Origin of the sequence: Shimazuella soli (assembly GCF_022511585.1) — a bacterium.
In the GTDB taxonomy this organism is placed as follows: domain Bacteria; phylum Bacillota; class Bacilli; order Thermoactinomycetales; family Thermoactinomycetaceae; genus Shimazuella; species Shimazuella soli.
Window position 1 is genome coordinate 26,549 of sequence record NZ_JAKWBN010000003.1, and the last position, 24,713, is coordinate 51,261.

23 protein-coding genes, 1 tRNA gene and 1 other annotated feature are annotated in these 24,713 nt (G+C 39.3%); of the genes, 9 read left to right on the forward strand and 15 right to left on the reverse strand.

The features are described 5' to 3' along the window. Positions 1 to 64 precede the first annotated feature (64 nt). Together MK805_RS08585 and MK805_RS08590 are read left to right on the forward strand one after the other, a co-directional pair. Entirely contained in the window at positions 65 to 745 is a 681-nt protein-coding gene (locus MK805_RS08585) for a hypothetical protein (RefSeq protein ID WP_240875198.1), read from the forward strand. Positions 746 to 808: 63 nt separating this feature from the next. Beyond that, the gene (locus MK805_RS08590) at positions 809 to 1,507 is read left to right on the forward strand and encodes a hypothetical protein (RefSeq protein ID WP_240875199.1); all 699 of its coding nucleotides are present in this window, start codon (positions 809 to 811) and stop codon (positions 1,505 to 1,507) included. Here the strand turns inward: MK805_RS08590 and MK805_RS08595 are convergent. The 7 genes from MK805_RS08595 to guaB all read right to left on the reverse strand — a co-directional run bounded on the left by MK805_RS08595 (position 1,467) and on the right by guaB (position 8,601). Beyond that, on the reverse strand, positions 1,467 to 1,715 hold the full coding sequence (locus MK805_RS08595; RefSeq protein WP_240875200.1) for a hypothetical protein: 249 nt from the start codon (positions 1,713 to 1,715) through the stop codon (positions 1,467 to 1,469). The two genes, MK805_RS08590 and MK805_RS08595, sit on opposite strands and share 41 nt — an antisense overlap. A gap of 300 nt (positions 1,716 to 2,015) precedes the next feature. After that, a tRNA-Ser gene (locus MK805_RS08600) sits at positions 2,016 to 2,105 on the reverse strand. 570 nt (positions 2,106 to 2,675) lie between these two features. Next, on the reverse strand, positions 2,676 to 3,953 hold the full coding sequence (gene serS / locus MK805_RS08605; protein WP_240875201.1) for a serine--tRNA ligase: 1,278 nt from the start codon (positions 3,951 to 3,953) through the stop codon (positions 2,676 to 2,678). A gap of 36 nt (positions 3,954 to 3,989) precedes the next feature. After that, positions 3,990 to 4,185: a binding site (T-box leader), on the reverse strand. A 30-nt stretch (positions 4,186 to 4,215) separates the two neighbouring features. Beyond that, on the reverse strand, positions 4,216 to 4,800 hold the full coding sequence (gene pdxT / locus MK805_RS08610) for a pyridoxal 5'-phosphate synthase glutaminase subunit PdxT (protein WP_338057495.1): 585 nt from the start codon (positions 4,798 to 4,800) through the stop codon (positions 4,216 to 4,218). Position 4,801: 1 nt separating this feature from the next. Next, a complete protein-coding gene (pdxS, locus tag MK805_RS08615; RefSeq protein ID WP_240875203.1) occupies positions 4,802 to 5,686 on the reverse strand; it encodes a pyridoxal 5'-phosphate synthase lyase subunit PdxS in 885 nt (294 codons plus the stop codon). Between the two features lie 110 nt (positions 5,687 to 5,796). After that, positions 5,797 to 7,020 carry a D-alanyl-D-alanine carboxypeptidase family protein gene (locus MK805_RS08620; protein ID WP_240875204.1) on the reverse strand — a complete coding sequence of 408 codons (1,224 nt, stop codon included), beginning with the start codon at positions 7,018 to 7,020 and terminating at the stop codon, positions 5,797 to 5,799. 117 nt (positions 7,021 to 7,137) lie between these two features. After that, entirely contained in the window at positions 7,138 to 8,601 is a 1,464-nt protein-coding gene (gene guaB / locus MK805_RS08625) for an IMP dehydrogenase (RefSeq protein WP_240875205.1), read from the reverse strand. A gap of 188 nt (positions 8,602 to 8,789) precedes the next feature. On the opposite strand from guaB, the gene MK805_RS08630 reads away from it, so the two are divergent. Next, complete coding sequence (locus MK805_RS08630) at positions 8,790 to 9,710, forward strand: YaaC family protein (RefSeq protein ID WP_240875206.1); 921 nt, start codon at positions 8,790 to 8,792, stop codon at positions 9,708 to 9,710. Between the two features lie 662 nt (positions 9,711 to 10,372). Here the strand turns inward: MK805_RS08630 and MK805_RS08635 are convergent. From MK805_RS08635 to dnaA, 8 genes are all read right to left on the reverse strand, one after another. Beyond that, positions 10,373 to 10,693 (reverse strand): hypothetical protein, encoded by a 321-nt coding sequence (locus tag MK805_RS08635; protein ID WP_240875207.1) that lies wholly within the window; start codon positions 10,691 to 10,693, stop codon positions 10,373 to 10,375. 106 nt (positions 10,694 to 10,799) lie between these two features. Continuing rightward, positions 10,800 to 13,235, reverse strand: a complete 2,436-nt coding sequence (gyrA, locus tag MK805_RS08640) for a DNA gyrase subunit A (RefSeq protein ID WP_240875873.1) — start codon at positions 13,233 to 13,235, stop codon at positions 10,800 to 10,802. 48 nt (positions 13,236 to 13,283) lie between these two features. Continuing rightward, a complete protein-coding gene (gene gyrB, locus MK805_RS08645) occupies positions 13,284 to 15,188 on the reverse strand; it encodes a DNA topoisomerase (ATP-hydrolyzing) subunit B (protein WP_240875209.1) in 1,905 nt (634 codons plus the stop codon). After that, complete coding sequence (gene remB, locus MK805_RS08650; RefSeq protein ID WP_240875210.1) at positions 15,185 to 15,460, reverse strand: extracellular matrix regulator RemB; 276 nt, start codon at positions 15,458 to 15,460, stop codon at positions 15,185 to 15,187. Before remB ends, gyrB begins: the two co-directional genes overlap by 4 nt. Then, on the reverse strand, positions 15,429 to 16,544 hold the full coding sequence (gene recF, locus MK805_RS08655; protein ID WP_240875212.1) for a DNA replication/repair protein RecF: 1,116 nt from the start codon (positions 16,542 to 16,544) through the stop codon (positions 15,429 to 15,431). Before recF ends, remB begins: the two co-directional genes overlap by 32 nt. A gap of 15 nt (positions 16,545 to 16,559) precedes the next feature. Next, the gene (yaaA, locus tag MK805_RS08660; RefSeq protein WP_240875214.1) at positions 16,560 to 16,769 is read right to left on the reverse strand and encodes a S4 domain-containing protein YaaA; all 210 of its coding nucleotides are present in this window, start codon (positions 16,767 to 16,769) and stop codon (positions 16,560 to 16,562) included. Positions 16,770 to 16,787: 18 nt separating this feature from the next. Continuing rightward, positions 16,788 to 17,921 (reverse strand): DNA polymerase III subunit beta, encoded by a 1,134-nt coding sequence (gene dnaN, locus MK805_RS08665; protein WP_240875216.1) that lies wholly within the window; start codon positions 17,919 to 17,921, stop codon positions 16,788 to 16,790. Positions 17,922 to 18,155: 234 nt separating this feature from the next. Further along, positions 18,156 to 19,547, reverse strand: coding sequence for a chromosomal replication initiator protein DnaA (dnaA, locus tag MK805_RS08670; RefSeq protein ID WP_240875218.1), 1,392 nt, complete (start codon positions 19,545 to 19,547; stop codon positions 18,156 to 18,158). Between the two features lie 1,348 nt (positions 19,548 to 20,895). Here dnaA and MK805_RS08675 point away from each other — a divergent pair. The 6 genes from MK805_RS08675 to mnmE all read left to right on the forward strand — a co-directional run bounded on the left by MK805_RS08675 (position 20,896) and on the right by mnmE (position 24,712). Further along, entirely contained in the window at positions 20,896 to 21,378 is a 483-nt protein-coding gene (locus tag MK805_RS08675; RefSeq protein WP_255724590.1) for a DUF4269 domain-containing protein, read from the forward strand. A 287-nt stretch (positions 21,379 to 21,665) separates the two neighbouring features. Then, entirely contained in the window at positions 21,666 to 21,800 is a 135-nt protein-coding gene (rpmH, locus tag MK805_RS08680) for a 50S ribosomal protein L34 (RefSeq protein ID WP_028778273.1), read from the forward strand. Positions 21,801 to 21,876: 76 nt separating this feature from the next. Next, positions 21,877 to 22,251, forward strand: coding sequence for a ribonuclease P protein component (gene rnpA, locus MK805_RS08685; protein WP_240875220.1), 375 nt, complete (start codon positions 21,877 to 21,879; stop codon positions 22,249 to 22,251). Further along, positions 22,248 to 22,457 (forward strand): membrane protein insertion efficiency factor YidD, encoded by a 210-nt coding sequence (gene yidD / locus MK805_RS08690; RefSeq protein WP_240875221.1) that lies wholly within the window; start codon positions 22,248 to 22,250, stop codon positions 22,455 to 22,457. The genes rnpA and yidD overlap by 4 nt, the downstream gene beginning before the upstream one ends. 36 nt (positions 22,458 to 22,493) lie before the next feature. After that, positions 22,494 to 23,249, forward strand: coding sequence for a YidC/Oxa1 family membrane protein insertase (locus MK805_RS08695; RefSeq protein WP_240875222.1), 756 nt, complete (start codon positions 22,494 to 22,496; stop codon positions 23,247 to 23,249). Between the two features lie 86 nt (positions 23,250 to 23,335). After that, the gene (gene mnmE / locus MK805_RS08700; protein ID WP_240875223.1) at positions 23,336 to 24,712 is read left to right on the forward strand and encodes a tRNA uridine-5-carboxymethylaminomethyl(34) synthesis GTPase MnmE; all 1,377 of its coding nucleotides are present in this window, start codon (positions 23,336 to 23,338) and stop codon (positions 24,710 to 24,712) included. The last annotated feature ends 1 nt before the right edge of the window (position 24,713 follow it).

Below are 24,713 nucleotides of genomic sequence, written 5' to 3' on the forward strand. Positions count from 1 at the left end.
ATGGAATCTCCGTTATCTGGTATTATGAATTTATGAAAAATTCTATTAAAGGTGCTGACTTTTAGTGTTAAACAGTATTGTAGAATGGTTTGCAAAAAGGAATTGGACGGATTGGAACATGTGGGCGGCTATTGGTCAGATGATTGGTGCATTTGCCACAGTATGGACAGCGAGTATTGCCCTAAGACAAACAAAACTAGCAAATCAACAAATGGATGAGGTAAAAAGTAGGGAAGATGAAGCACAGAGACCTGAACTTTTGGTTACTGCAAAAGGTACTCTAAAAAAAGAAGTAAGTTATATTCACTTGTTTGTCAGTAATATCAAAAAAGATATTCCATTACACATCATTAATCACAGGCTGCTTCCTCAACATCAGGATAAATATTATGGGTATACGGAAACCGAAAAACTGATTGAAGACAAGTCAAAAGAGCCAAAAAGGTTATCATATGGGGATTATTACGAAATAGATATCCCATTAGCTCCATTGATAGCAATGTATCCATTTCAAAAACAATTACTATTTACATATCGCGTACAAACATCAATAGGTACTGTTTTTGAATACAGTATACTTTTATTCCTCAAAGAAGACCCCGATGTAGAAAATAGTGGAGCATGGGTGTGCTTATTCACAAAAGGAAGTCATTTGTCAATTGAAGAAATACAAGAGCAAGGTGAATTAGTAGCCTTGATAGATAAGGACATTGTACATTATCAATTAGATAGATACAAAAATTGAGACCCAAATTGATTTTTTGATATTCAGGTAATTAGTTCCAACATTCATTAGGAGCGTGGTTTAATGCTTCAAAATATACATACATGGTTTTCATCCTTAAATTGGGCTATGTGGAGTGGTATTGGTCAATGGTTTAGTGGAATAGTAACTTTAATTACAGTGTGGTTTTTATGGAAGCAAACTAAAAGTTCACAACAACAGACGGATACAAGTTTACAACAAACGCAACTAGCGGTTCAACAAATGGAAGAAGCTCGTCAAAGAGAACTTGAAGCATCTAAGCCAGAGATACGCTTTACGGCAGATGAAATTATTGACGATAATTTTGAGCAATATATTTGCCTATATATTAATAACATAAAAAAAGATGTTCCTTTGACTATCCAAAAACACCATTTTCGTCAACATTTTACTGGCTACAGAGGACAAAAAGCGAAAAATATGTTAGATACTCAACGATTGCTTGACCATAAAGCCGGAGAATTAAAAAAGTTAAATTACGGAGATTTTTTCGAAGTAAAATTCAACGTAAAATCATTGATATCAACTGTCCAACCTCGGGAACAAGCCCTTTTTACATACCAAATAAACACAACTACGGGTGATAAGTTTGAGTGTAGCCTTCTGATTGCTTTTAAAGAAGAACAAAACATTGATGGACAAGATTATAAATTTTGGACAATTTCCTTTATGCAAGGACAAAAATTAACAATAAAAGATCTTAGACAGAAAGGTGAAGAAGTAACGTTAATATGCCTGTAAACACACGTTGAAAATCGCTTCTAGCCGTTTTCTCACGGTGATAAACGCCTTTATACGGTTGACGCTCGTTTAACATGTAATTAATGTAGTTGCGTATAATGTCAGCGGATAATTGTTGTATGGTAGTGACTTCTGGATGATAGTCATATAAAAAGTTAGTAAACCATTCAGCATGTTTATAATAATCGTATATGGTGCGTTTCCTCATACCCTCCGCCTTTTTAGCGGCGACAAAAATTTCTAACGCATCATTGAAAGATAGTTCGGGAATATGATTAACGGCAGAGGATGCCGTATAACGATCTTTAACAAAGTTTTTACCTTTGCGCCTAGTTAGCTTTCTTCCGACAGGAAGTATAGGAGTTTTACTAGCGGGATATTTAAACACTAAAAAGCACCTGCCCTCTCCCGTTTGCTCAAACGGTTTAGACAAGTGCTATATGCGGTTTGACGTATAAATTTAACGGATTCCTTCGTTTAAAAATAACGTCTTAACGGCGAAAAATGCTGGCAGAGAGGGTGGGATTCGAACCCACGGTAGCCTCACGACTACGACGGTTTTCAAGACCGTTGCCTTCAACCACTCGACCACCTCTCCATAGGTAGAAAGTGACACAAATTGAATTATACGTTTTTTCAGGTTCGAAGTCAAGTTTAATTTAAGAACCAAACAGAATCCATTCCATCAAAGAATGGATAAAGGAAAATACTATGTTTTTATTTCATAATATCTAAATAATAATAGGAGTATATCCTTCTTTGATATGTTCTACTAAACTAAAATGTCCATCTTTTGTCCCACCAACAAAAAATGCCCCTGCTGCATTTTACTTCTTCATCAATATCTAAAAAACTAGTACAGTACCCGCAAGAACCTTCGATAATTCCCAATTTTTGAACTTCTTTAAAGAAACACCCCTGCTGTGTTTACTTCATCTTCTATATCAAAGAAACTTGTACAATACCCACATGCTCCCTTTATTATCCCTAACTTTTGGACTTCTTTGAAGATAGAGTGAAAGATATGGGAGGGATTATCAAGTTCTTTTATCCACTTGGTCCCCATTACCATATTTTAGTAATATAAGAAATTCTTATTATAATAATATATTACCCTAAAATCATAAAAAATCCTTTGCTCATAGAAACTAACAAAGGATTTTTACAGCTATTTTTTTATTGTTTCTATACCCATGTAAGGAACTAGTGCTTTTGGAATTCGAATGCTTCCATCTTCTTGTTGGCCATTCTCTAGAATAGCAGCTACTGTTCTTCCTATTGCTAAGCCAGAACCATTTAAGGTATGAACGAACTCTGGTTTATCTTTGCTGCTTCTCCGGAAACGAATATTTGCTCGTCTAGCTTGAAAATCTTCAAAGTTACTGCAAGATGAAATTTCACGATATGCACCAGAACTTGGCAGCCAAACTTCTAGATCATATTTTTTTGCTGCTGTAAAGCCAAGGTCCCCAGTACACATCGAAAGTACACGATAAGGCAATTCCAATAGCTGTAGAATTTTTTCTGCATTCTGAACAAGGTTTTCTAACTCATCATAAGAATCCTCTGGTCTCACAAATTTTACTAGCTCTACTTTATTAAATTGGTGTTGGCGAATTAACCCTCTTGTATCGCGGCCGGCCGACCCTGCTTCAGAGCGGAAACAAGCGCTGTATGCTGCGTAATAAATAGGTAATTCTTGATTAGCAAGGATTTCTCCTTGATGGAAATTTGTTACCGATACCTCTGACGTTGGGATGAGATAATAGCCATTTGTATTCGCAATCGCAAATGCATCTTCTGCAAACTTCGGCAATTGTCCTGTTCCTGTCATGCTTTGGCTGTTTACAATATAAGGTGGTATCATTTCTCTATAACCGTGTTCAGAAGTATGCAAATCCAGCATGAAATTCATGAGTGCACGTTCCAAGCGGGCACCTAAACCTGTATAAAATACAAAGCGGGATCCTGTTACTTTACTAGCCCGCTCAAAGTCCAATAACTTTAAATTATGCGCTAGATCCCAATGAGGTATTGGTTCAAAGCTAAACTCTGGAACATCACCCCAATATCGAACTGGTATGTTTTCTTCCTCTGTCAATCCAATAGGCGTCGACTCGTGAGGGATGTTTGGCAATGATAATAAAATTTGCTGTAATTGCTCATCGAGTTGGCGAATTTCTTCATCAAGTTCTTTAATCTGCTCTCCTACTTGACGCATGCTAAGAATGAGTGATTCCGCGTCCTCTCTCGCTTTCTTTTTTCTCGCAACTTCTTGACTTACTTGGTTACGTTCGCTTTTTAGTTTTTCGGATCTTGTGATCGCATCACGGCGTCTGCTGTCGATTTGCTCAAACGAATCAAGACCACTGATATCTTCGTTGCGGGAAGCTAATTTCTCTTTTACTTCCGCAAAGTTATTCCGCAACAATTTGATATCTAGCATAGAAATTCCTCCTCAAATAAAATAGGAACCCCATCCCTAAGGGACGGAGGTTCCGCGTTGCCACCCTTGTTGACTGTCACTTTCCTAAACAGTCCACCTTAATGCGTAGATATCGGAACGCTGCCGAGATCAGCTCAGAGGTGGAATTCACAAGACTTCTCTTAGCGATTTTCACCAACCACCGCCTCTCTGAAAAGATCTGTCTTGTTACTTGTCTCTTCATCGCAATCATGTTTATTATTATGCGCTCATTATACAGAGCTTACTGATGTTTTTCAATCGCCTTTTTCACCATATTTAAAAAGTAGGCGTGCAGGCGCGTATCATCTGTCAGTTCAGGATGAAAAGATATGCCTAAAAGGTTTTCCTGTTTCACTGCTACCACTTGATCTTTGACTGTGGAAAGTACTTCTACATCTGCTCCCACTTCTGTAATGAGAGGGGCACGAATAAAAACAGCTTGGAAATCTTCTGCCACATCTTTAATTGGTAGATCAGCTTCAAAACTATCTACTTGTCTGCCAAAAGCATTCCGCTGAACAGTCACATTTAACAGAGGCAAATGAGGTTCATTGTTCTCCGTGATATGTTTGGCAATTATAATAAGCCCAGCACAAGTCCCAAATATAGGTTTACCCTTTGCGTGGAATTCTAAAATTGGCGCTTGCAGATCATACTGACGCAAAAGTTTTCCTATAGTAGTAGATTCCCCACCAGGAATAATCAAACCATCCACATCAACTAATTGTTCTTTTCTTTTAACAGCAACAGCTTCAACACCTAGTTTGTCTAAAATTTGTATATGTTCTCGCACTGCCCCTTGAAGAGCGAGAACACCTACTTTGATATTACCAGCCACGTTCTTGCATCCGTTCATGCGCTTCTAGTTTTGATATTTCAATACCAGTCATAGGACTTCCCAAATCTTTGGACAGCTGAGCAATAAGTGCAAAGTCCTCATAATGGGTAGTAGCTTCAACAATAGCTTTTGCAAATTTAGCAGGATTGGAGGATTTGAAAATACCAGAACCAACAAATACACCATCTGATCCCAAGTGCATCATCAAAGCCGCATCAGCTGGGGTTGCTACTCCTCCAGCTGCAAAGTTAACAACTGGTAACTTCCCTGTTTGGTGGATTTGTAAGAGAAGTTCATATGGAGCACCCAATTCTTTTGCTTCTGTCATTAATTCATCACGAGACATGCCTGTTACTTTACGGATTTGGCTCTGCATCATACGCATATGACGTACAGCTTCTACGATGTTGCCTGTTCCTGGCTCTCCTTTTGTACGGATCATGGATGCTCCTTCACCAATACGACGGAGTGCTTCCCCAAGATTGCGAGCACCACAGACAAACGGAACAGTAAATGTAGATTTATCAATATGATAAACTTCATCTGCTGGTGTTAAAACTTCACTCTCATCAATGTAATCTACACCCATGGATTCTAATAAACGCGCCTCTACAAAATGGCCAATTCTCGCTTTTGCCATCACTGGTATAGAAACTGCCTTTAAAACTTCTTCTACAATTTTAAGATCAGCCATTCTAGCAACTCCACCAGCTGCACGAATATCGGAAGGAACTCGCTCCAAAGCCATTACAGCGACTGCCCCAGCTTCTTCTGCGATTTTTGCTTGTTCTGCATTTACGACGTCCATAATGACGCCACCTTTTTGCATTTCTGCCATTCCGCGTTTTACACGGTCTGTTCCTGTCTGTGTCATCCTATATCCTCCTAGATCGTGTATAAATTGCCAATTCGTTAATTTTAGTCCTTTAGCCAATAACATTGTAAAGGAATAAATATAAATTTACAAGGAAGTGAATTATAACATTAGTTTATCCAAGAATTTACGGTATCCCACGCATGACGAAAAAATAACCGAAATGCACTGCCTTTTTCTACTGTCTTTTGTGCGACCAATGGAACAGATTGAACTCCTGGTATAGGCTTCCCTTTATACAAGAGAGAAACTTCACCAATTACTGTTCCTTTTGAAATGGGAGCTTGTATGCCTTTTTTTAGAACAACTTTATAAGTATAAGACTCTTTATCTGCTTTCTTTTCTGCTAACTGTAGGGAATATTCTGGAGCAACGGCTACAGTACGTTCTACCCCGTTTGGTAACGTAATGCGATCATGACCAGGAATAACTTTTCCTTTTCTAATAGCTGTTGCCAATTCAAAATTGTCGTATGTATAGTCCAACAATTTTTTTGTCTCATGAAAACGTGCAAACTCCGAGTCCGTTCCCATAACAACAGAAACAACCCGTAAACCACTGCGATCCGCTGTACTTGTGAAACAATAACCTGCTGCATTGGTATGACCCGTTTTTAAACCATCCACACCTTGATAATAGTATTTCAGTGATGGAAGCATTAAATCCCAATTGTCCACTTTTTGTTGGTTTGGTTGATTTTGGTGAAAGGTATAGGTTGGGATGCTCGTATATTGTAATACTTCTGGATAATTTTTTAACAAAAATTGTGCAACAATAGCTGTATCATAAGCTGACATTTCATGCTGACCTACTTTGCTAGTAGCTGGTGGATCTGGATATGATTCGGTGTTTAATCCAGTACTGTTTTGAAAATGTGTATTTTTCAAACCCATCTCACTTGCTTTTTTATTCATCAATTCCACAAAGCCTTCTTCTGTACCAGCAATATGTTCTGCTAAAGCAACAGTAGCATCATTGGCTGATTGAACAAATAAAGCAGTGAATAGCTGTTTGACAGTCTGTTTTTCTCCTTCAACTAAGTGTATTTCCGCTTCATTTATGGCAGCTGCTCTTTTGCTGACTGTAACTACATCATCCCACTTAACTACTCTCTGCTTGATCTGATCAAAAATAACGATTGCGCTCATCATTTTTGTCATACTAGCAGGTGGTCTAGGTTCATTTGCATTTTTTGCAGCTAATATTTCCCCTGATATGGTGTCAACTAATATATATGATTTGGCATTTATCGTTGGTAATTCATCTGCAAATACAGGATTGCTTATCGCCAGTAGACTGATAATACAAAATAAAAATACGATTTTACGACGCATTTTCCTTTTGCTCCTTCATTAACTCAATCCTACTCATTTTCACATGTTCGATCCGACAATACAAGCCCTTTATCTTAATAAAGAATAAAAAAGCGCCCTCGACAGGACGCTTTTGACTTAACCACCTAATTGGTAGTTTGGAGCTTCTTTTGTTATTTGCACGTCATGAGGATGACTCTCCCGCAATGACGCGGAAGTGATCCGTACAAACTGTGAATTATCCTTCAAGTCTAACAACGTTTTAGACCCTGTATAGCCCATACCAGAACGAATTCCGCCAACTAATTGATATACGATATCCGCGATCGGCCCTTTATAGGGTACACGTCCTTCGATTCCTTCTGGAACTAATTTTTGCTCATTTTCTTGGAAATAACGATCTTTACTACCTGCTTGCATAGCACCAATGGAGCCCATACCTCGATATACTTTAAAGCGCCGGCCCTGGTAGATTTCACTTTCCCCTGGAGCTTCTTCGGTTCCTGCAAACAATCCTCCGAGCATAACAGCATCTGCTCCGGCAGCGAGGGCTTTTACGATATCACCAGAGAAACGGATACCACCATCTGCAATAATAGGAACACCATATGCACGAGCTACACTAGCAGCATCATAAATTGCAGTAATTTGCGGAACGCCAATACCTGCAACTACACGAGTTGTACATATCGAACCTGGGCCAATCCCTACCTTGACAATGCTCGCACCTGCTTCAATCAAATCTCTTGTCCCTTCAGCGGTAGCTACATTACCTGCAACAATGGTGAGGTCAGGGTAATTTTCCCGAACTTTAGCAACTGTTTCCAGTACGCCTTTCGAGTGTCCATGAGCTGTATCAATAACTACCATGTCCACTTCTGCTTCTACCAATGCTGCGATCCGTTGTTCTGTATCTTTTGAGACACCTACTGCTGCTGCAACGAGCAGACGACCTTGTTCATCTTTAGCAGAACTGGGGAATTGGGTAGCTTTTTCGATATCCTTAATCGTGATTAAGCCTTTCAATACACCATGCTCATCAACCAATGGCAGTTTTTCAATCTTGTGTAGTTGCAGAATATGCTCTGCTTCTTTCATTGTTGTTCCAACTGGAGCAGTGACAAGATTTTCTTTCGTCATCACTTCTGAAATAGGAGTGCTGTAATTATGGACAAAACGCATATCACGGTTGGTTATAATTCCGACAAGCTTTTTCTCCTTGTCCACAATCGGCACACCAGAAATTCGATACTTTGCCATTAACGCTTCTGCATCAGAAACTTGATGACCTGGGTGTAAATAAAATGGGTTTGTAATGACCCCACTCTCGGAACGTTTTACACGGTCTACTTCCTCGGCTTGCTCTTCTATCGTCATATTTTTATGGATTACACCGATGCCACCTTGCCGCGCTAGGGCAATTGCCAAGGATGACTCGGTCACGGTGTCCATACCCGCACTGATTAATGGAATATTTAACTTTATTTTTTTTGTCAGTTGAGTGGAAACACTAACATCACGAGGTAAAATTTCGGATCTGGCTGGTAACAAAAGCACATCATCAAATGTGAGGCCTGTTTTACTGAACTTCTCTTCCCACACGGCGTATCGCCCCTTATCTTCAAGTCTCCAGTTTTTTGCAAGTGTATCAAATAAAAAAAAGCGAATCAAGAAAACCGCTATTGTTGAAATTAAATATCTTTTTATAAAAGTTATCCACAGTTTATCTGTGTATAACTTGTGAATAATTGTGGATAAGTCACGAATAAGACAATTTTTTCGGAGGAATTATGAAATATTTATCATTTGAGCTATTAAAGAACGAAGCAACTGCACGCAACTTTCTCATCAAAAAATATCCAAAATCAGAAGCCAAAACCCTTGCATACCGCAATGTACATGCATTTACATCCTATATCAAACAAGGTATGGCTTTATTTCAAACAGCCAAACAAAGCGATTTCTGGTCTTCCTCATTCTTACTTTATTATGGAATGATGAGCCTGTTAAAAGGATTTGCACTGAGTATAGATCCTAATTATCCACACAGTACTACGATATTGCAACATGGTTTAACAAGTCCAAAACGAAAAAAAGAGCCTTATCGCTTTTTTTATGACGAGGTTCGAGTGCAGAAAGATGGATTCTTCCCTTACCTATGCAACTTATTTTCTCATCCTGTTCCTGCTGGGGAACGATTTAAATTAGAATTACTATGTTCCTTTATCCCTGACTTACAGATATTGTACCAGCACCTAGATCTCAAAACCCATTGGTGGAATGTAACCTATCAAAACGGAACATTAACTTGTCCTATAGCAGTATTGGATCAATTATGCATTTCTGCCGAATCATTCGTCTATCGCTTAAATCATAAAAAACCTGCTGTCTGTTTCTCCATTCATAGCATTACAGATCAGTCATTTCAGCTTAAACCTGTGGGCACGAATGACATCTTGGGACATCCTTGGCTGAGACAAAACAGACAAGGAAAACTGTACCTTTGGAATGCCTCTCACACATCAATTGATCCACTTCCAGAGATTTTAACCTACTATGCTCTATTTTTTTCGCTTAGTATGTTATGCAGATATGATCCGCCTGTTTGGTTTGAGCTCAATAATGACATCGAAAAAGAGCAGCTTATCATTCAACAGCTCATTGATCTAGCTCTCCATAATTTCCCGGATTTGCTGCACCAATTATTTTAGCATACCTCTTCTATTTTAGTGATTATTTTGTATTTTGTCTATTGCCTAGCTATGAAAAAACCCTCCTGCTAGGGAGGGGTAGAGCATATATCGTAATAACATTATTTTCCGTTCCTCCCATAGGTATCACGTAAACACGTGCAGGCACAAGAATTGTGCCACCCTATGGGAGGTTGACCCTTAGGTCATCCAGTTGCATCACGGCCAGTCGATGCCGGGGAGGAGCGGGCCGCCGAGGAGCTTGTTCTCCGCGGACTCGTTCTCGGGATCGTTGTTGATGAACATGGGATTCCTCTCTATGGGTCATCTGACTTCATTATTATAACCGAAAAATAATATTATTCAAGAAAAAAATAATAACTGTCCAAAAAGATAGGATATGTTTATGTTTACTCATCAATTTTTAACAGCTGTTGCAGCTTCTTTATATTTGCTTAACGTAATTAATGGAATAGCTTTGTAGAATATGAATGGAATAGTAGTCACAACAAAATAAGAAACGAATAAGTTGTTGATCATGCATTTTCAAAGCTAATTTTTCCGTTTATGATAGTAACAATTTATTTAAAATAAAGCCTAATTTACGGGTCCCCATCATAGACGTACACTAGAAAGTGTATATGCACCTACTAGGCATTTCGCCTATGTGGGGTGAACTGACCCTATGCCTCTTGAAGCATCTCCTCTGCTAGCGATGCAAGGCTCACAGCGGCTTCAGCATTGTCCAACCCGGAGGAGTGCTGGAACGGGTTGCCCTTCAGATTGTTCTTTGCACTGCCGGCCAGTTGCTCAGCCTCTTCCAGCAGCTTATCCACTTCTGTAGAAGACTCGCCCTGACACCTCGCTATCCTTGCCATGATGGTGTAGTAGATGACAAGCTGGGTGTAACCTCGCCGCTTCTCTCGAAAGTCACGACGAGAGTTCCTCATTTCTGTGACGCATTCTTGCGCTTGTCCTAGCAGTTCTTCTCGATATAGATCCACGATGGTCCCTTCTGGTTAGAGGAGACATAGGTTTTTTCTCTATCACCATTATAATAATAATTCATAAAAAAATAAAATCTCCTACCCATTTTGGGCAGGAGAAAATTTACTCATCTTCTTCATCTGTAATTTGTACACGTGCAACCGTTGCTACTTCTTCGTCTTTCGCCATCTTGATCAAGCGGACACCTTGGGCATAACGACCTAAAGTGGAAATCCCGGAAATATTCATCCGAATCACAACACCCGCTTGGGTGACGATCATCAAATCTTCTTCTTCCGAAACCATAGCATGACCGACAACTGGACCATTCTTCTTGGTGATGTTGAGCGTTTTGATTCCTTTTCCACCACGGGACTGAGATCGATATTCACTGATTGGGGTTCGCTTTCCATAGCCTTTTTTGGTGACAATCATGACATCTTTACCTGGCATAACAATATCCATGTCAATGACATAATCATTGTCGCCCAAGGTGATTCCTTTCACACCTGTGGCTGATCGACCCATCTCCCGCACATCCAGCTCAGGGAAGCGGATAGACATACCATGACTGGTACCCATGATAACCTCTTGATCCCCATCTGTCAGACGCACACTTACTAACTCATCGCCTTCACGGAGATTGATAGCAAACAGACCGTTCTTACGAATGTTTTCAAACTCAGACAGCTTTGTCTTTTTCACTACCCCAGCTGAAGTAGCAAAGAAGAGATTAAAGTCATCAGTAAATTGTTTTACTGGAATAACTGCTTGAATTCGCTCATTTTGCTCAATCTGGATTAGATTGATGATCGGTGTACCTTTTGCGGTACGTCCTAACTCAGGGATTTCATAACCTTTTAAGCGATACACTTTTCCTTTATTGGAGAAGAATAGGATATGATTATGAGAACTGGTCACAAATAGCGTCTGGATGAAGTCATCCTCCCGTGTTCCCATACCTGAAACACCTTTCCCACCACGACGCTGGGCTCGATAAGTGGATAGTGGCATTCGTTTGACATAGCCTCGATGAGTCAGCAAGATAGCAACTTCTTCTTCAGGAATCAAATCTTCTTCCACAATGCTGTCCACATTGATCTTGATAACAGTTCTCCGTTCATCGCCGTACTGTTCTCTGACTTCTACCAATTCTTTGCGGACAACGCCGCGAATCTTAGCCTCATCTGCTAGAATCGCTCTTAGTTCTTTGATCGTAATTTGCAGTTCTTGGTACTCACTTTCAATTTTATCGCGTTCCAAGCCTGTTAAGCGCTGCAAGCGCATATCTAAAATTGCTTGCGCCTGCTTTTCACTCAACCCAAACTGCTCCATCAAGCCTCCTCTAGCTTCCCCTGTTGTTGCAGAAGCACGAATCAGTGCAATAACCTTATCAATTTGATCCAATGCAATGCGGTAACCCTCTAAAATATGAGCACGTTCTTCTGCTTTATGGAGATCAAATTGAGTTCTGCGGCGGATCACTTCAATTTGATGATCCAAGTAGTGAGAAAGTGCCTGATGCAAATTGAGCACACGAGGTTGACCGTTCACTAAGGCTAGAGTATTTACTCCAAAGCTTGTCTGTAAAGTGGTATGCTTGTACAAATTATTTAAGACAATACGAGGATTTACATCTCTGCGTAACTCAATGACAACACGCATTCCATTACGATCCGATTCATCACGAAGATCCGTAATTCCGTCGATTTTTTTATCTCGAACCAATTCTGCAATTTTTTCTACTAGTTTTGCCTTATTTACTTGATAAGGGAGCTCTTCCACGATAATGCGCATTTTTCCATTTTGCGCTTCCTCGATTCGTGTCTTCGCTCGAATTTGGATGCTGCCTCGCCCTGTACGGAATGCTTTCCGAATTCCTTCATAACCGAGAATAATTCCACCTGTAGGAAAATCAGGACCTTTGACGATTGATAATAGATCCTCTACTGTCGTTTCTGGTTTATCGATAATGAGCAATAAACCATCAATGATTTCACGTAAATTGTGTGGTGGTATATTGGTGGCCATTCCGACCGCAATCCCAGATGTACCATTGACTAGTAGATTGGGGAAACGGGCAGGGAGCACAAGTGGCTCTAGCTGTTGTCCATCGTAGTTAGGGCCGAAATCAATCGTATCTTTTTGGATATCCCTCAGCAATTCTAGTGTGATAGAAGCCATTTTAGCTTCTGTATAACGCATTGCTGCTGGTGGATCACCATCAACAGAACCAAAGTTACCATGTCCATCGACTAACATATAACGATATGAAAAATCTTGTGCCATACGAACCATAGCTTCGTATACAGCTACATCGCCATGGGGATGGTATTGGGCCGTGACATTTCCAACTACCCTTGATGACTTTTTATACTGTTTGTCAGGTGTCATTCCCAACTCATACATGGTGTATAAAATGCGTCGGTGTACCGGCTTGAGTCCATCACGGACATCTGGCAATGCTCGGCTCACGATAACGCTCATAGCATAGTCAAGAAAAGAAGATTTCATCTCTTGGCTGATATTTACTTCTTCTACACGTTCTGTATTTGCCATCCGTTTCATCAACTCCAACTAACGGATATAACTGTTTCCAGCTATATCCTACACGTCTAGCGTAGCTTGATTTGCATACTCTTGAATAAAGTCTCGTCTAGGTTCGACGCGATCTCCCATCAACATTTCAAACACTTGATCTGCATCCATCGCATCTCTAAAGGACACTTGACGAAGTGTTCGACTATCAGGATCCATCGTTGTTTCCCAAAGTTGGGTAGCATTCATCTCTCCCAAACCTTTATAACGCTGAATTTCAATCTTACCTTTGCCTTCTAATTCTTTGACCACTTGTTCCTTCATTGCATCAGAATAAGCATAGCGAATAACTTTTCCTTGGCTGATTTTGTACAGTGGCGGCTGAGCAATATACACATATCCCTCTTCAATCAGGGATCTCATATACCGGAAGAAAAAGGTCAACAGCAGCGTGCGGATGTGCGCTCCATCGACATCGGCATCCGTCATAATGATCACTTTGTGATAGCGGGCTTTCTCAATTTGAAAATCATCAGCTATCCCAGTCCCAAGTGCCGTAATAATCGTTCGTACTTCTTCATTCGACAAGGCTTTATCCAAACGTGCTTTTTCAACATTGATAACTTTACCACGAAGAGGAAGAATGGCTTGGAACATTCGATCACGGCCTTGTTTTGCCGTACCGCCAGCTGAGTCACCCTCTACCAAATACAATTCACTGATAGAAGCGTCTTTGCTTGTACAATCTGCTAATTTCCCGGGCAATGAACTTACTTCTAATGCATTTTTCCGTCTCGTTAGTTCACGAGCTTTTCGAGCAGCTTCTCTAGCCCGCGCCGCTGTGACCGATTTATTGATGATTTTTTTCCCGACAGCTGGGTTTTCATCGAGATAAGCTTGGAAATAATCAGCAAACAATTGTTCCGTAGCAGAACGAGCTTCGCTATTTCCCAATTTTGTTTTGGTTTGGCCTTCAAACTGCGGATCAGGGATTTTCACACTGATTATAGCAGTTAATCCTTCACGAACGTCGTCTCCTGTCAAATTGCTTTCGCTATCTTTCAACAAATTGTTCCGACGAGCATAATCATTTATCACCCGGGTGAGACCCGCTTTAAAGCCGGATTCGTGTGTACCACCCTCATGAGTGTGGATGTTATTAGCATAACTGTAGATATTGGAAGAGTAGGTATCGTTGTACTGCATTGCTACTTGAACTTGAATATTTTCACGTTCTCCCTCAATGTAAATCGGAGGTTGATGCAATGCTTCACGATTGCGGTTGAGGTACTCCACAAAGGAGGAAATGCCACCTTCAAATTGGAATGACTCTTCTTTTATCTCTTCTTCGCGTTTATCTGTCAGAACAATGGTCACACCACGATTGAGAAAAGCAAGCTCACGTAGACGATTCCGCAAAATATCATAATCGTACTCGATTGTTTCTGTAAATATTTCTGGATCGGGTTGAAATGTGATGGTAGTACCAGTTTCTTTCGTAGTCCCAATCACTTCCAGATCCATTTGCGGTATTCCTTGAGCATAAGTCTGTCGGTGTATCTTTCCATCTCGTTTTACAATAACCTCTAGCTCGCTGGATAACGCATTTACAACAGAAACACCAACCCCGTGCAAACCACCGGAAAATTGATACCCTTCTCCATCAAATTTTCCTCCAGCATGCAATACTGTCATAACAACTTCCACCGCGGGTCTTCCCACCTTGGGTTGAATACCAACCGGAATCCCGCTTCCGTTGTCCACAACTGTCACACTATTGCCAGGGTTAATAGTGACCCCAATCGTATCACATCTTCCAGCCAAAGCTTCATCGATACTGTTGTCTACTACTTCCCACACCAAATGATGCAGACCTCTACTGGATGTAGAACCTATATACATCCCTGGCCGTTTTCTTACGGGTTCTAACCCTTCTAAAACCTGAATTTGTGATTCATCATATCCAGTTGTCATAACACATTCACCACCTTTATTCCTGATTGAGAACGTTTTAATAATGTGTTGGAAGAGATTGGTGATGTATAAATTTGGCTTGTAGTGATGATAAATGATTTCACATCTTCATCAAGATTTGGGAAATGGATGCTGGATGAAGATTTTACAGCGCCCACCGCATCGATTATTGCAACGACATCACTCAATCTAATCATTTGGTTTCCACCAAGGTGAATAAACAAAAAAATCATCACCTCATCATGCGCGAGTAACATGACCATTTTGAACATGGTACACAACTGCTTGTTTTTGGGTTTGTGAATCTATTCCTTCTAATCCAGTAGCAGTAACAAAAGTTTGTACACGGCCCCGGATCGATTCTAATAAATGAGTCTTTCTCGAATCATCTAATTCAGAAAGCACATCATCCAATAATAACACTGGAAAGTCACCTGTGGCTTCTTTCACTAATTGTAATTCTGCTAATTTCAGGGAAAGAGCAGCTGTTCGTTGCTGCCCTTGAGATCCAAATGTATGATAATCCAATTTATTATGTTGGAGGGAAAAATCATCTCGATGAGGTCCAAGTAAGGTATTTCCTAACATTATCTCTTTCTTTCTCACTTTTTCAAGCGCCGCAAACATGCTTTGTTGCATTTCTTGATCTGACATGTGAGCATAAATTGGCACAGATGGAATATATTCTATCTGGAGGTGCTCTTCTCCTTTTGTGATCGAAAGGTGAATTTCTGCTGCATAAGTTTGCAGTTTTGACAATGACTCCAAACGCTTTCTCCAAATCGATACAGACAACTGCACGAGTTGCTCATCCAAAACATCCAAAAAAGTGAGTGGAAAAGTATTGTTTTTTGACAAATTTTTCAGCAGTTGATTTCGTTCTTTCAGCAAATTTTTCAACTGTGTCAGATGATGGACATAAGTAGGACTGACTTGGCCAATTTCCACATCTAAAAATTTTCGTCGAATTTGTGGACCTCCCTTTACCAGTTGCAAATCTTCTGGAGCAAATAATACGACTGGTAAAGTTCCAATATATTGACTTAACTTTGCTACTTCCAAACCATTTTTCTTGATTTTCCTGCCTTTGGGAAGGAGTTTTAACTCCAGTCTCCATTTTTGCTTATTTCCTTCTGTTTTAACCCGTATCATCGCAGAATGCCCACCAAATTGTATACATTCTTGAAGGGACCGAGCGCGATGCGACTTACCAAAAGAAATCATATATAAAGATTCCAACAAATTGGTCTTGCCTTGTGCATTTTCACCTATGAACAAGTGGAGATCCTCTGGACAGTCTAGTTGTAGTTCAGGGATATTGCGAAAATGTTGAAGTTGCAGCGACGTAACACGCAAAGAGCAATCCCCCCACTAAACCAAATATATCTTGCCAAAGCCTTCAATCTCCACTTCATCCAGTGGATAAAGTTTGCGACCTCTTCGGTCATCGGGTTCTCCATTTACGAAAACTTGATATGATTGCAAAAAGATTTTTGCTTCTCCCCCACTAGCAATAACATCTAATGATTTTAAAAGCTGCCCGAGTGTCATGTATTCACCCTGAATAGGAATTTTTTTCATCGTAAGATCCTTTCTTCATTACCGAGTACGAATGGGCACAATCAAGTGAAGTGAGTCATTTCGATCAGTGGGTTGAATGAGGAAAGGTGTCATAGACCCTGTAAATTGGATATGAATTTCCTCACTATCGATGGTGCGGAGCGCCTCGATCATGTAACGAGCGTTAAAGGAAATAGTTAAGGGGTGACCTTTTACTTCAGCTTTAATCTCTTCTACTACACTTCCTATTTCTTGAGAAGCAGAGGTGATTTGCACTTGATCATCACTCACAGTCCATTTTATCACATTATCTCTGCCATCCCTGCTAATTAGTGACGCACGCTCAACAGATTGTAACAATTCTTTTGTTTTCGTGGTTACTTTTACATCTCCTGATTGGGGAATAACACGGTTTGTATCTGGATAACTGCCTTCAAGTAACCGGGTGTAGAAAGAAAGATATTGATTTCGTGCCAGCAACTGGTTCCCTGCTACAACTAAATCTACTAATTCTGTTTCATCAGCAAATGTTTTTGCTAATTCACTCATACTTTTTCCAGGAATGATCACATTTTTTAAATGGAGTTCCGGCAAGCTTTCTACTTGGGCACGTTGACGAGAAAGTCGATGACTATCTGTAGCAACACAAGTGAGCAAACCATCTTCTAGTTGAAATAAAACTCCTGTAAATACTCCCCTTGCTTCATTCACTGCAACAGCAAAACTCGTTTTACGTACAAGCGTACGAAGTAAGTCAGCTGATAGAGAGAACACTTGCTCTTCATATAATTGAGGGAGACTTGGATATTCCTCACTAGGTAATCCATGCAATTGAAATTCCGCTTTTCCAGAGCGAATGGTGATGTTATTTCGCTCACCAACAATCCACTCTACCTCATTTCCAGGTAGTTTGCGAACTATTTCTGCAAAAATTTTGCCTGGAACAACAACACTACCACTTTCTTCTACGAACAATTGTTCCTTCTCTTCTTTTATTTTAGGAATTTTGGTTTCAATTGTCAAATCTGAATTACTACCTGTTAATGTCAATTGATCATCTTCTGCTGTTACTTTTATCCCTGTTAAAATTGGAATAGTAGTTCTTGTAGAAACAGCTTTTGTTACTTGTGACACTGCTTCGACCAATACACTCTGTAAGATTCGTAATTTCATAATACCCTCCTCAGCATTTTAAAAAAAATAATTTAACAATTTTTCATTGAAAAATTTCTTCCTAATCCTATTAATTAATTATTTATTTTTTAATAAAGATTAGTAGTAATAGTAGTAGTACATGTGGATACTGTGGATAAGTGGGTTGAGCCAAGCAACAAAGCCTATACACGTTGTGGATAAGCTGTGTATAGGCAGAGGTGAGTTATCCACAGTTCCCACAATTGCCTGTGGTTAACTGTTTCGGCTGAGACGATTTTTTAATTCCATGATGACTTGCTCTAATTCTTGATCGCTGGATAGCATGCGACTAATTTTTTCATGTGCATGAATAACAGTAGTGTGATCTCTACCTCCGAAATCTTCGCCAATTTTAGGTAAGGAGCTGTCTGTTAATTCACGGGAGAGATACATTGCTATTTGTCTAGGATAGGCAATGGTTTTCGTACGTTTTTTGCTTTTGAGGTCTTCGACTCGCAGTTGGTAATAATCACCTACTACTTGCTGAATTTCTGGAATACCAATCAACTTTGGTTGATTAGGAGAGACCAGATTTTTTAATGCTTCGTGAGCTAGATCAATCGATATAGATTGATTCAGCATAGTAGAATAAGCGACGACACGTATGAGTGCACCTTCTAATTCTCGAATATTATTAGCCACTTGATCCGCAATGTAGTAGAGGACTTCGTTGGTGACTTCCAAGTTATCTGCAATTGCTTTTTTTCGGAGAATCGCTATTCTCGTTTCCAGATCTGGTGGTTGTACATCTGTGATAAGTCCCCACTCAAATCGCGAGCGTAAGCGATCTTCTAAAAAGGGAATTTCCTTAGGAGGACGATCACTAGAAATAATAATTTGTTTATGAGCTTCATGCAGTGTATTAAAAGTGTGGAAAAACTCCTCTTGTGTTCCTTCTTTTTTAGCGAGGAATTGAATATCGTCGATCAATAACACATCTACAGAGCGATATCTATTACGAAATGGTTCTACATTCCCGCTTACAATCCCATTGATAAATTCATTTGTAAACTTCTCCGAGGAAATATAACAAATCCGGCTTTCTGGATTTTGTTCTTTTACATAATGACCAATAGCATGCATCAAATGGGTTTTTCCTAGTCCAACTCCTCCATAGATAAAAAGCGGATTATAGGTGTTAGCGGGTTGAGCAGCTACTGCTAAGGAGGCAGCATGTGCAAAACGATTACCAGGGCCTATAACAAAAGTTTGAAAAGTATATTTGGGGTTGAGTTGAGACGAAGTAGGTGTTTCATCTATTGCTGTTACTATGTCAGGAACTGTTTGTTCTTCTTGTTTTGGAGTAGAGATCTCATCCGAATCCATGTTTTTATTCGTAACATCGGTTTCTGTTTCATCTAAAGAATGGAGAATAAAGTCCACTTCCATCGGTACACCAGAAATTTCTTTCAAAGCGATTAATATTTTGCTCTTTGCTCGATGTACAAGCCAATCTCTAGTAAAAAAATCAGGGACTGCGATTAGTAGGAAATTAGGTCGGCTTTCTACAACTTTCGTTTGAATCAATAATTGTTCTACATCTGCAGATTCATCGGAGCAAGCTGATTTTAAGGCATGCAGCCATAGTTCATCAGCAGAATACATAAGCAAAATCCTCCTTTCTGTTTGGTTATCATTTTGTTATCCACAAAAAAAATAGATGAAGATCAAGTACTCCACAGAGTTATACACATTATCCACAATCTGTGGATAACTTTTATATAAAAAGTATAAGTTATGTACAACTTGACTTATCCACAATCTGTGGAAAACTAAGTTTTGTTCAAAACTTATCCACGGAGAAAACAAAATAAGAATATCAAAATAGGCTAGAGATGACAAGGACTTTTGTCTAGTTATCCACTTACCCACAGCCTGTGGATAAGTAGTTATCCACAGGCTGTTTTTCTGTGAATAATCAGTGGAAAAGTTGTGGAAAAGTTCAAAAATAGTTGTCCACAGGTCATGATATTTTCACAAAATCGACGTAAAATCTATGGATCTGTGGATAACCTGTGGAAAAGTTGTTCATAACCTGTTAGTAAGATGTTGATATTCAGTGGATAACTAAGGTAATCCCTTATGGGACTTGAGTGATAGAATTTACTATATATAAATAGCTTTTTATTTAATCCGCAATAAAAATAAATTGAATTGGTATTTATAAGAAAATACTTCTTTTGTAACGAGCATTTTGTTAAAAGAAGCACAATCCTTTTTGAGGAGTTTTTCGGTTTTCTGTGGATAACTTGTGGAAAACTTGTTGATAACGTGTTAGTAAGTTGTGGAAAAGCAGTGGATAACAGAGGAAAAGCCTTACATTCCCTATTATATATAATTCAATACACTATCATATTATCTTATACTATTGCCAAATGAAAATCAGGTAATTGGATTTTTTAGGAAATTATTTTCCTCCCAAAGAGTATATTCATACAAACGAAACAATCTTTTTAGAGGAGTTTTTCGGATTTCTGTGGATAACCTGTGGAAAAGTTGTTCATAACCTGTTAGTAAGTTGTGTATAGGAAGTGGATAAGTCGTGGAAAAGCTTATGTCTTGAGGGATATAGGATTTGATAGTTGTTTAGTATGTTTTTCTATGAAATCGGTCATCGGAGACAAATACTCCAAATCCCCTTCTAGGGAGGAATTAGACAATTTCTTGTTTGAGTATTCATCTCTCATGTTCCAGGTGGACCTGCTGTTCTTTGTGATGTAGATTACATTATTTCTGAACCTCGTTCATTCATTTTAAGTTGGTAAAAGCAATCTTGATACCTTTTTTATTTGAAGGGTCCATTTCGATTTTTGGAGAGCCTGAGGGTTATTTTAAAAGAAGGTAGGTTGTTTCATTGTGGACACAATATGAAAAGGAACGAAATTTTCTGGATATTACATATTTAAAACATGGAAATGAGCGACAGAAAAAGGCATATGCAGTATTAGAAGAGTTGCTTATCATGGATAAACTACAGAAATACCATCCTATTTTAGTTGGAACGATTCCAATTGAGATAGACATTGAAAGCAGCGATATAGACATTTTATGCGAAGTATATGAATTGGGGAGTTTCAGTGATTATTTACAGAAACAATTTGGAGAGTATCCACGCTTTTTCGTTTTGGAAAAAGAAAGAGATGCCAGAAAATATGTGGTAGCGAAATTTCGTTACGATGGATTTGATTTTGAAATATATGGTCAAGATATACCAACCATTCATCAAAATGGTTATCGGCACATGGTGATCGAACACAGAATATTAAAACTGTTGGGTTCTGCATTCAGAAATAATGTGATTCGATACAAAAAGCAGGGATTAAAAACAGAACATGCTTTTGCTAAGTTATTAAATTTGAAAGGGGATGCTTATCATGAAATGTTAGAACTTGAATATCTAAGTGACGAGGAACTTATTTCTAGATTCCTAAAATAACTAATTGCTAGTATTGTAACCCCAATCTAGAGGATTGCAGTAAGCAAATTTTAAAATGATATTTTATGGAAGGATTATTGAGGATCACAACTGTATATAAGCGTATTGGTTATCTTAACAGTTTTAAAAATAGATAACGGTATGATTGTGATTAGAAATCGATAACCAATCTCCTATTTTCTTGACACTATGCCCTTAAGATAGCTATAATATGGAGGATTGTCGGCAAATACGACTACTAAGGGAAGAGAAGGGAGGTAACCTTGTTTATATCAAGGTGTATATAAATGAAAAGAACTTATCAACCAAGTAACCGTAGACGCAAGAACGTACACGGTTTTCGTGCGAGAATGGCAACTAAAAACGGACGTAAAGTGTTAGCAGCACGTCGTCGTAAAGGAAGAAAAGTGCTATCTGCTTAATTCTAGGACCACTCACTATCTGTGGTCTTTTTTTCGATATAAATAATTCCTCTCGGGAGTTTGGAGGAGTTCTACCTTGCAACGAGCATATCGTTTAAAGAGACGCAGCGATTTTCGAAAAGTGTTTCGTGGAGGTACTTCCGTTGCCAATCGTCAATTTGTGTTATACACTTTCAAGCGGACAGACGGGGAAGTAGCTCGAGTGGGTATCTCTATTAGTCGCAAGGTAGGAAAAGCCGTCGTGCGAAACAGGATAAAGAGATTGGTCAAAGAGATTGTCAGGCAGTGGATGAAGCAGATTCACCCACAACTGGATCTTATCCTCATCGCCCGTAATCCAGTAGCAGGATTAGACTATACAGAGATGGAATCTAGCCTTCGTCATGTAATGAAACGAGCAAATGTGTTCACTCAACTACCAAAGGTGAAAAACAGGAGTGAGCAAAATTGAAAAAGCTAGCTATTCTTATTATCCACTTTTATCGAAAATTTATCTCACCGCTCCTGCCTCCCAGTTGTCGTTTTTACCCTACTTGTTCCCAATATGGATTAACTGCTTTGGAGCGACATGGATTTTGGCGCGGTGGTTACTATACAGTGAAGAGAATTTGCAAATGCCATCCCTTTCATCCTGGTGGGATTGATCATGTCCCCTAGAAAAGATGTGGCTTTATCCTTAAGGAGGAATTATTGTTGAGTAAGCGGCGAAAGTATTTTTTATTTGCCCTCATCGCCCTTTTTGCCGTCCTTGTACTGAGTGGTTGTTCACCGACGGGTGCGCATTATGCGAAATTAGATCCAAGTCATGCTGGTTTCTGGGATAAATATTTTGTTATTCCGCTGGCTCACTTATTAGACTGGTTTGCAAAACTATTGGGGAATTATGGTTGGTCTATTTTAATCGTTACTTTCTTGGTTAGATTGATTATTTTCCCTCTCACTTATCGGCAGCAAAAAAGCATGAAAGAGATGCAGAAAATCCAGCCACAGATGCTAAAGATCCGGGATAAATACAAAAAAGACCCACAAAAAATGCAGCAAGAAACGATGAAATTGTATCAAGAACATAATATCAATCCGATGGCAGGCTGTTTCCCTATTTTGATCCAAATGCCTGTACTGATTGCGTTTTACCAAGCGATCGTTCGAGATGCAAATATTGCAAAGTCATCCTTTCTTTACTTGCAGTTAGGACAACCAGATCCTTATCATATATTACCGTTGCTGGCTGCCATAACTACATACATCCAGTTTGTGTCATCTGGTACTGGAGATAACCCGCAAATGCGCGTTATGGTTTGGATATTCCCTGTTATGATCTTTGTACTTGCATTTAGCTTCCCTGCCGCGATGGCCTTGTACTGGGTATATGGTAACATTTTTACTATCTTACAATATCAATTGATTCTCAAGCCTTTGCTAAAAAAACCAGCTGGGGCGACAAAATAATCACCTATGCCTTTGGACTCCCTTTATGGGGGTTTTTTTTCTTGCATTTGTGCTAAGATTAGTTATTAGATGAAGAGGTGGATGTTGTGGAAAACGATACAATTGCAGCCATTGCAACAGCAATGGGTGAGAGTAGCATTGCCATCATTCGAGTTAGTGGAACAGATGCAGTTACTCTTGTTGATCATATATACCAAGGAAAAAACAAGCTGAGTACAGTAGCAACTCATACTGTACATTACGGGCATATTATCGACCCTACTACAAAAGAGAAGATCGATGAAGTACTGGTGACAGTTATGTTGGCCCCTCGGACATTTACAAGGGAAAATGTAGTGGAAATTAGTTGCCATGGTGGTTTGGTTGCAGTGGAACAAACTTTAGGCCTTTTAATGTCCACAGGGATTCGCTTAGCTGAGCCTGGGGAATTTACGAAGCGTGCTTTTTTAAATGGGCGTATTGATTTATCTCAAGCAGAAGCTGTGATTGATCTTATTCGTGCAAAGACAGATAAAGCAGCTAAAATAGCAATCCGTCAATCGGAAGGGAAGTTATCTCATCATATCCGTGCCTTACGAAGTGAAATTGTGGAAACTCTTGCCCACCTAGCTGTAAATGTCGATTATCCGGAATATGATGCAGATGTGTTGACAAGCCAATATGTCGTAGATCGTTGTATGTCCATTAAAAAGGATATCGATAAGTTATTAAGGACAGCAAAACAGGGGAAAATCTTACGAGAAGGTATTGCAACAGCGATTATTGGCCGTCCAAATGTAGGGAAATCTTCTCTGATGAATGCATTGACTCAAGAAAATAAGGCTATTGTGACGGATATCCCTGGTACCACAAGGGATGTCATAGAAGAATATGTCAATGTACGCGGGATTCCTTTAAAATTATTGGATACAGCAGGGATTAGGGAGACGGAAGACGTAGTAGAGCAAATCGGAGTAAAACGCTCCGAAGAGGCATTACAAAATGCAGATTTGGTTTTGCTCGTGTTAAATCATTCAGAAGCATTGCAAAAGGAAGATATGAGGCTGATCGAAAAAAGTAAAGCTTATCCTACTATTTTTGTTATCAATAAAACAGATTTGCCTAGACAGATTGATTACGAAGAAATAAAGAAATATATTGGCGATCGTCCTATGATTTCATTATCTGTCAAAGCAGAGCAAGGTTTAACCCAATTAGAAGAAACGATCAAAACGATGTTTTTTTCAGGTCAAGTAGATATGAATGACCAAACCTATGTTAGTAACGCAAGACATATTAGGCTGTTAGAACAAGCAAAAGCAAGCATAATGGAAGTGATGAACGGGATTGAACTCGGTGTACCGCTCGATATGGCCGAAATCGATATGAAAAATGCTTGGCAGCTACTTGGTGAAGTCATTGGAGAGGCAGTTGCAGAAGATTTAATCGATCAGATTTTTTCCCAGTTTTGTCTAGGAAAATAGG

Bases quoted from the DNA above. Each gene is read 5' to 3' on its own strand.
- dnaA (WP_240875218.1), bottom strand. From the start codon at position 19,547: ATGTATTCTGCTGATGAACTATGGCTGCATGCCTTAAAATCAGCTTGC.
- remB (WP_240875210.1), bottom strand. From the start codon at position 15,460: ATGTTCAAAATGGTCATGTTACTCGCGCATGATGAGGTGATGATTTTT.
- pdxS (WP_240875203.1), bottom strand. From the start codon at position 5,686: ATGACACAGACAGGAACAGACCGTGTAAAACGCGGAATGGCAGAAATG.
- yaaA (WP_240875214.1), bottom strand. From the start codon at position 16,769: ATGAAAAAAATTCCTATTCAGGGTGAATACATGACACTCGGGCAGCTT.
- MK805_RS08590 (WP_240875199.1), top strand. From the start codon at position 809: ATGCTTCAAAATATACATACATGGTTTTCATCCTTAAATTGGGCTATG.
- serS (WP_240875201.1), bottom strand. From the start codon at position 3,953: ATGCTAGATATCAAATTGTTGCGGAATAACTTTGCGGAAGTAAAAGAG.
- MK805_RS08620 (WP_240875204.1), bottom strand. From the start codon at position 7,020: ATGCGTCGTAAAATCGTATTTTTATTTTGTATTATCAGTCTACTGGCG.
- MK805_RS08595 (WP_240875200.1), bottom strand. From the start codon at position 1,715: ATGAGGAAACGCACCATATACGATTATTATAAACATGCTGAATGGTTT.
- dnaN (WP_240875216.1), bottom strand. From the start codon at position 17,921: ATGAAATTACGAATCTTACAGAGTGTATTGGTCGAAGCAGTGTCACAA.
- gyrA (WP_240875873.1), bottom strand. From the start codon at position 13,235: ATGGCAAATACAGAACGTGTAGAAGAAGTAAATATCAGCCAAGAGATG.
- MK805_RS08630 (WP_240875206.1), top strand. From the start codon at position 8,790: ATGAAATATTTATCATTTGAGCTATTAAAGAACGAAGCAACTGCACGC.
- rpmH (WP_028778273.1), top strand. From the start codon at position 21,666: ATGAAAAGAACTTATCAACCAAGTAACCGTAGACGCAAGAACGTACAC.
- gyrB (WP_240875209.1), bottom strand. From the start codon at position 15,188: ATGACAACTGGATATGATGAATCACAAATTCAGGTTTTAGAAGGGTTA.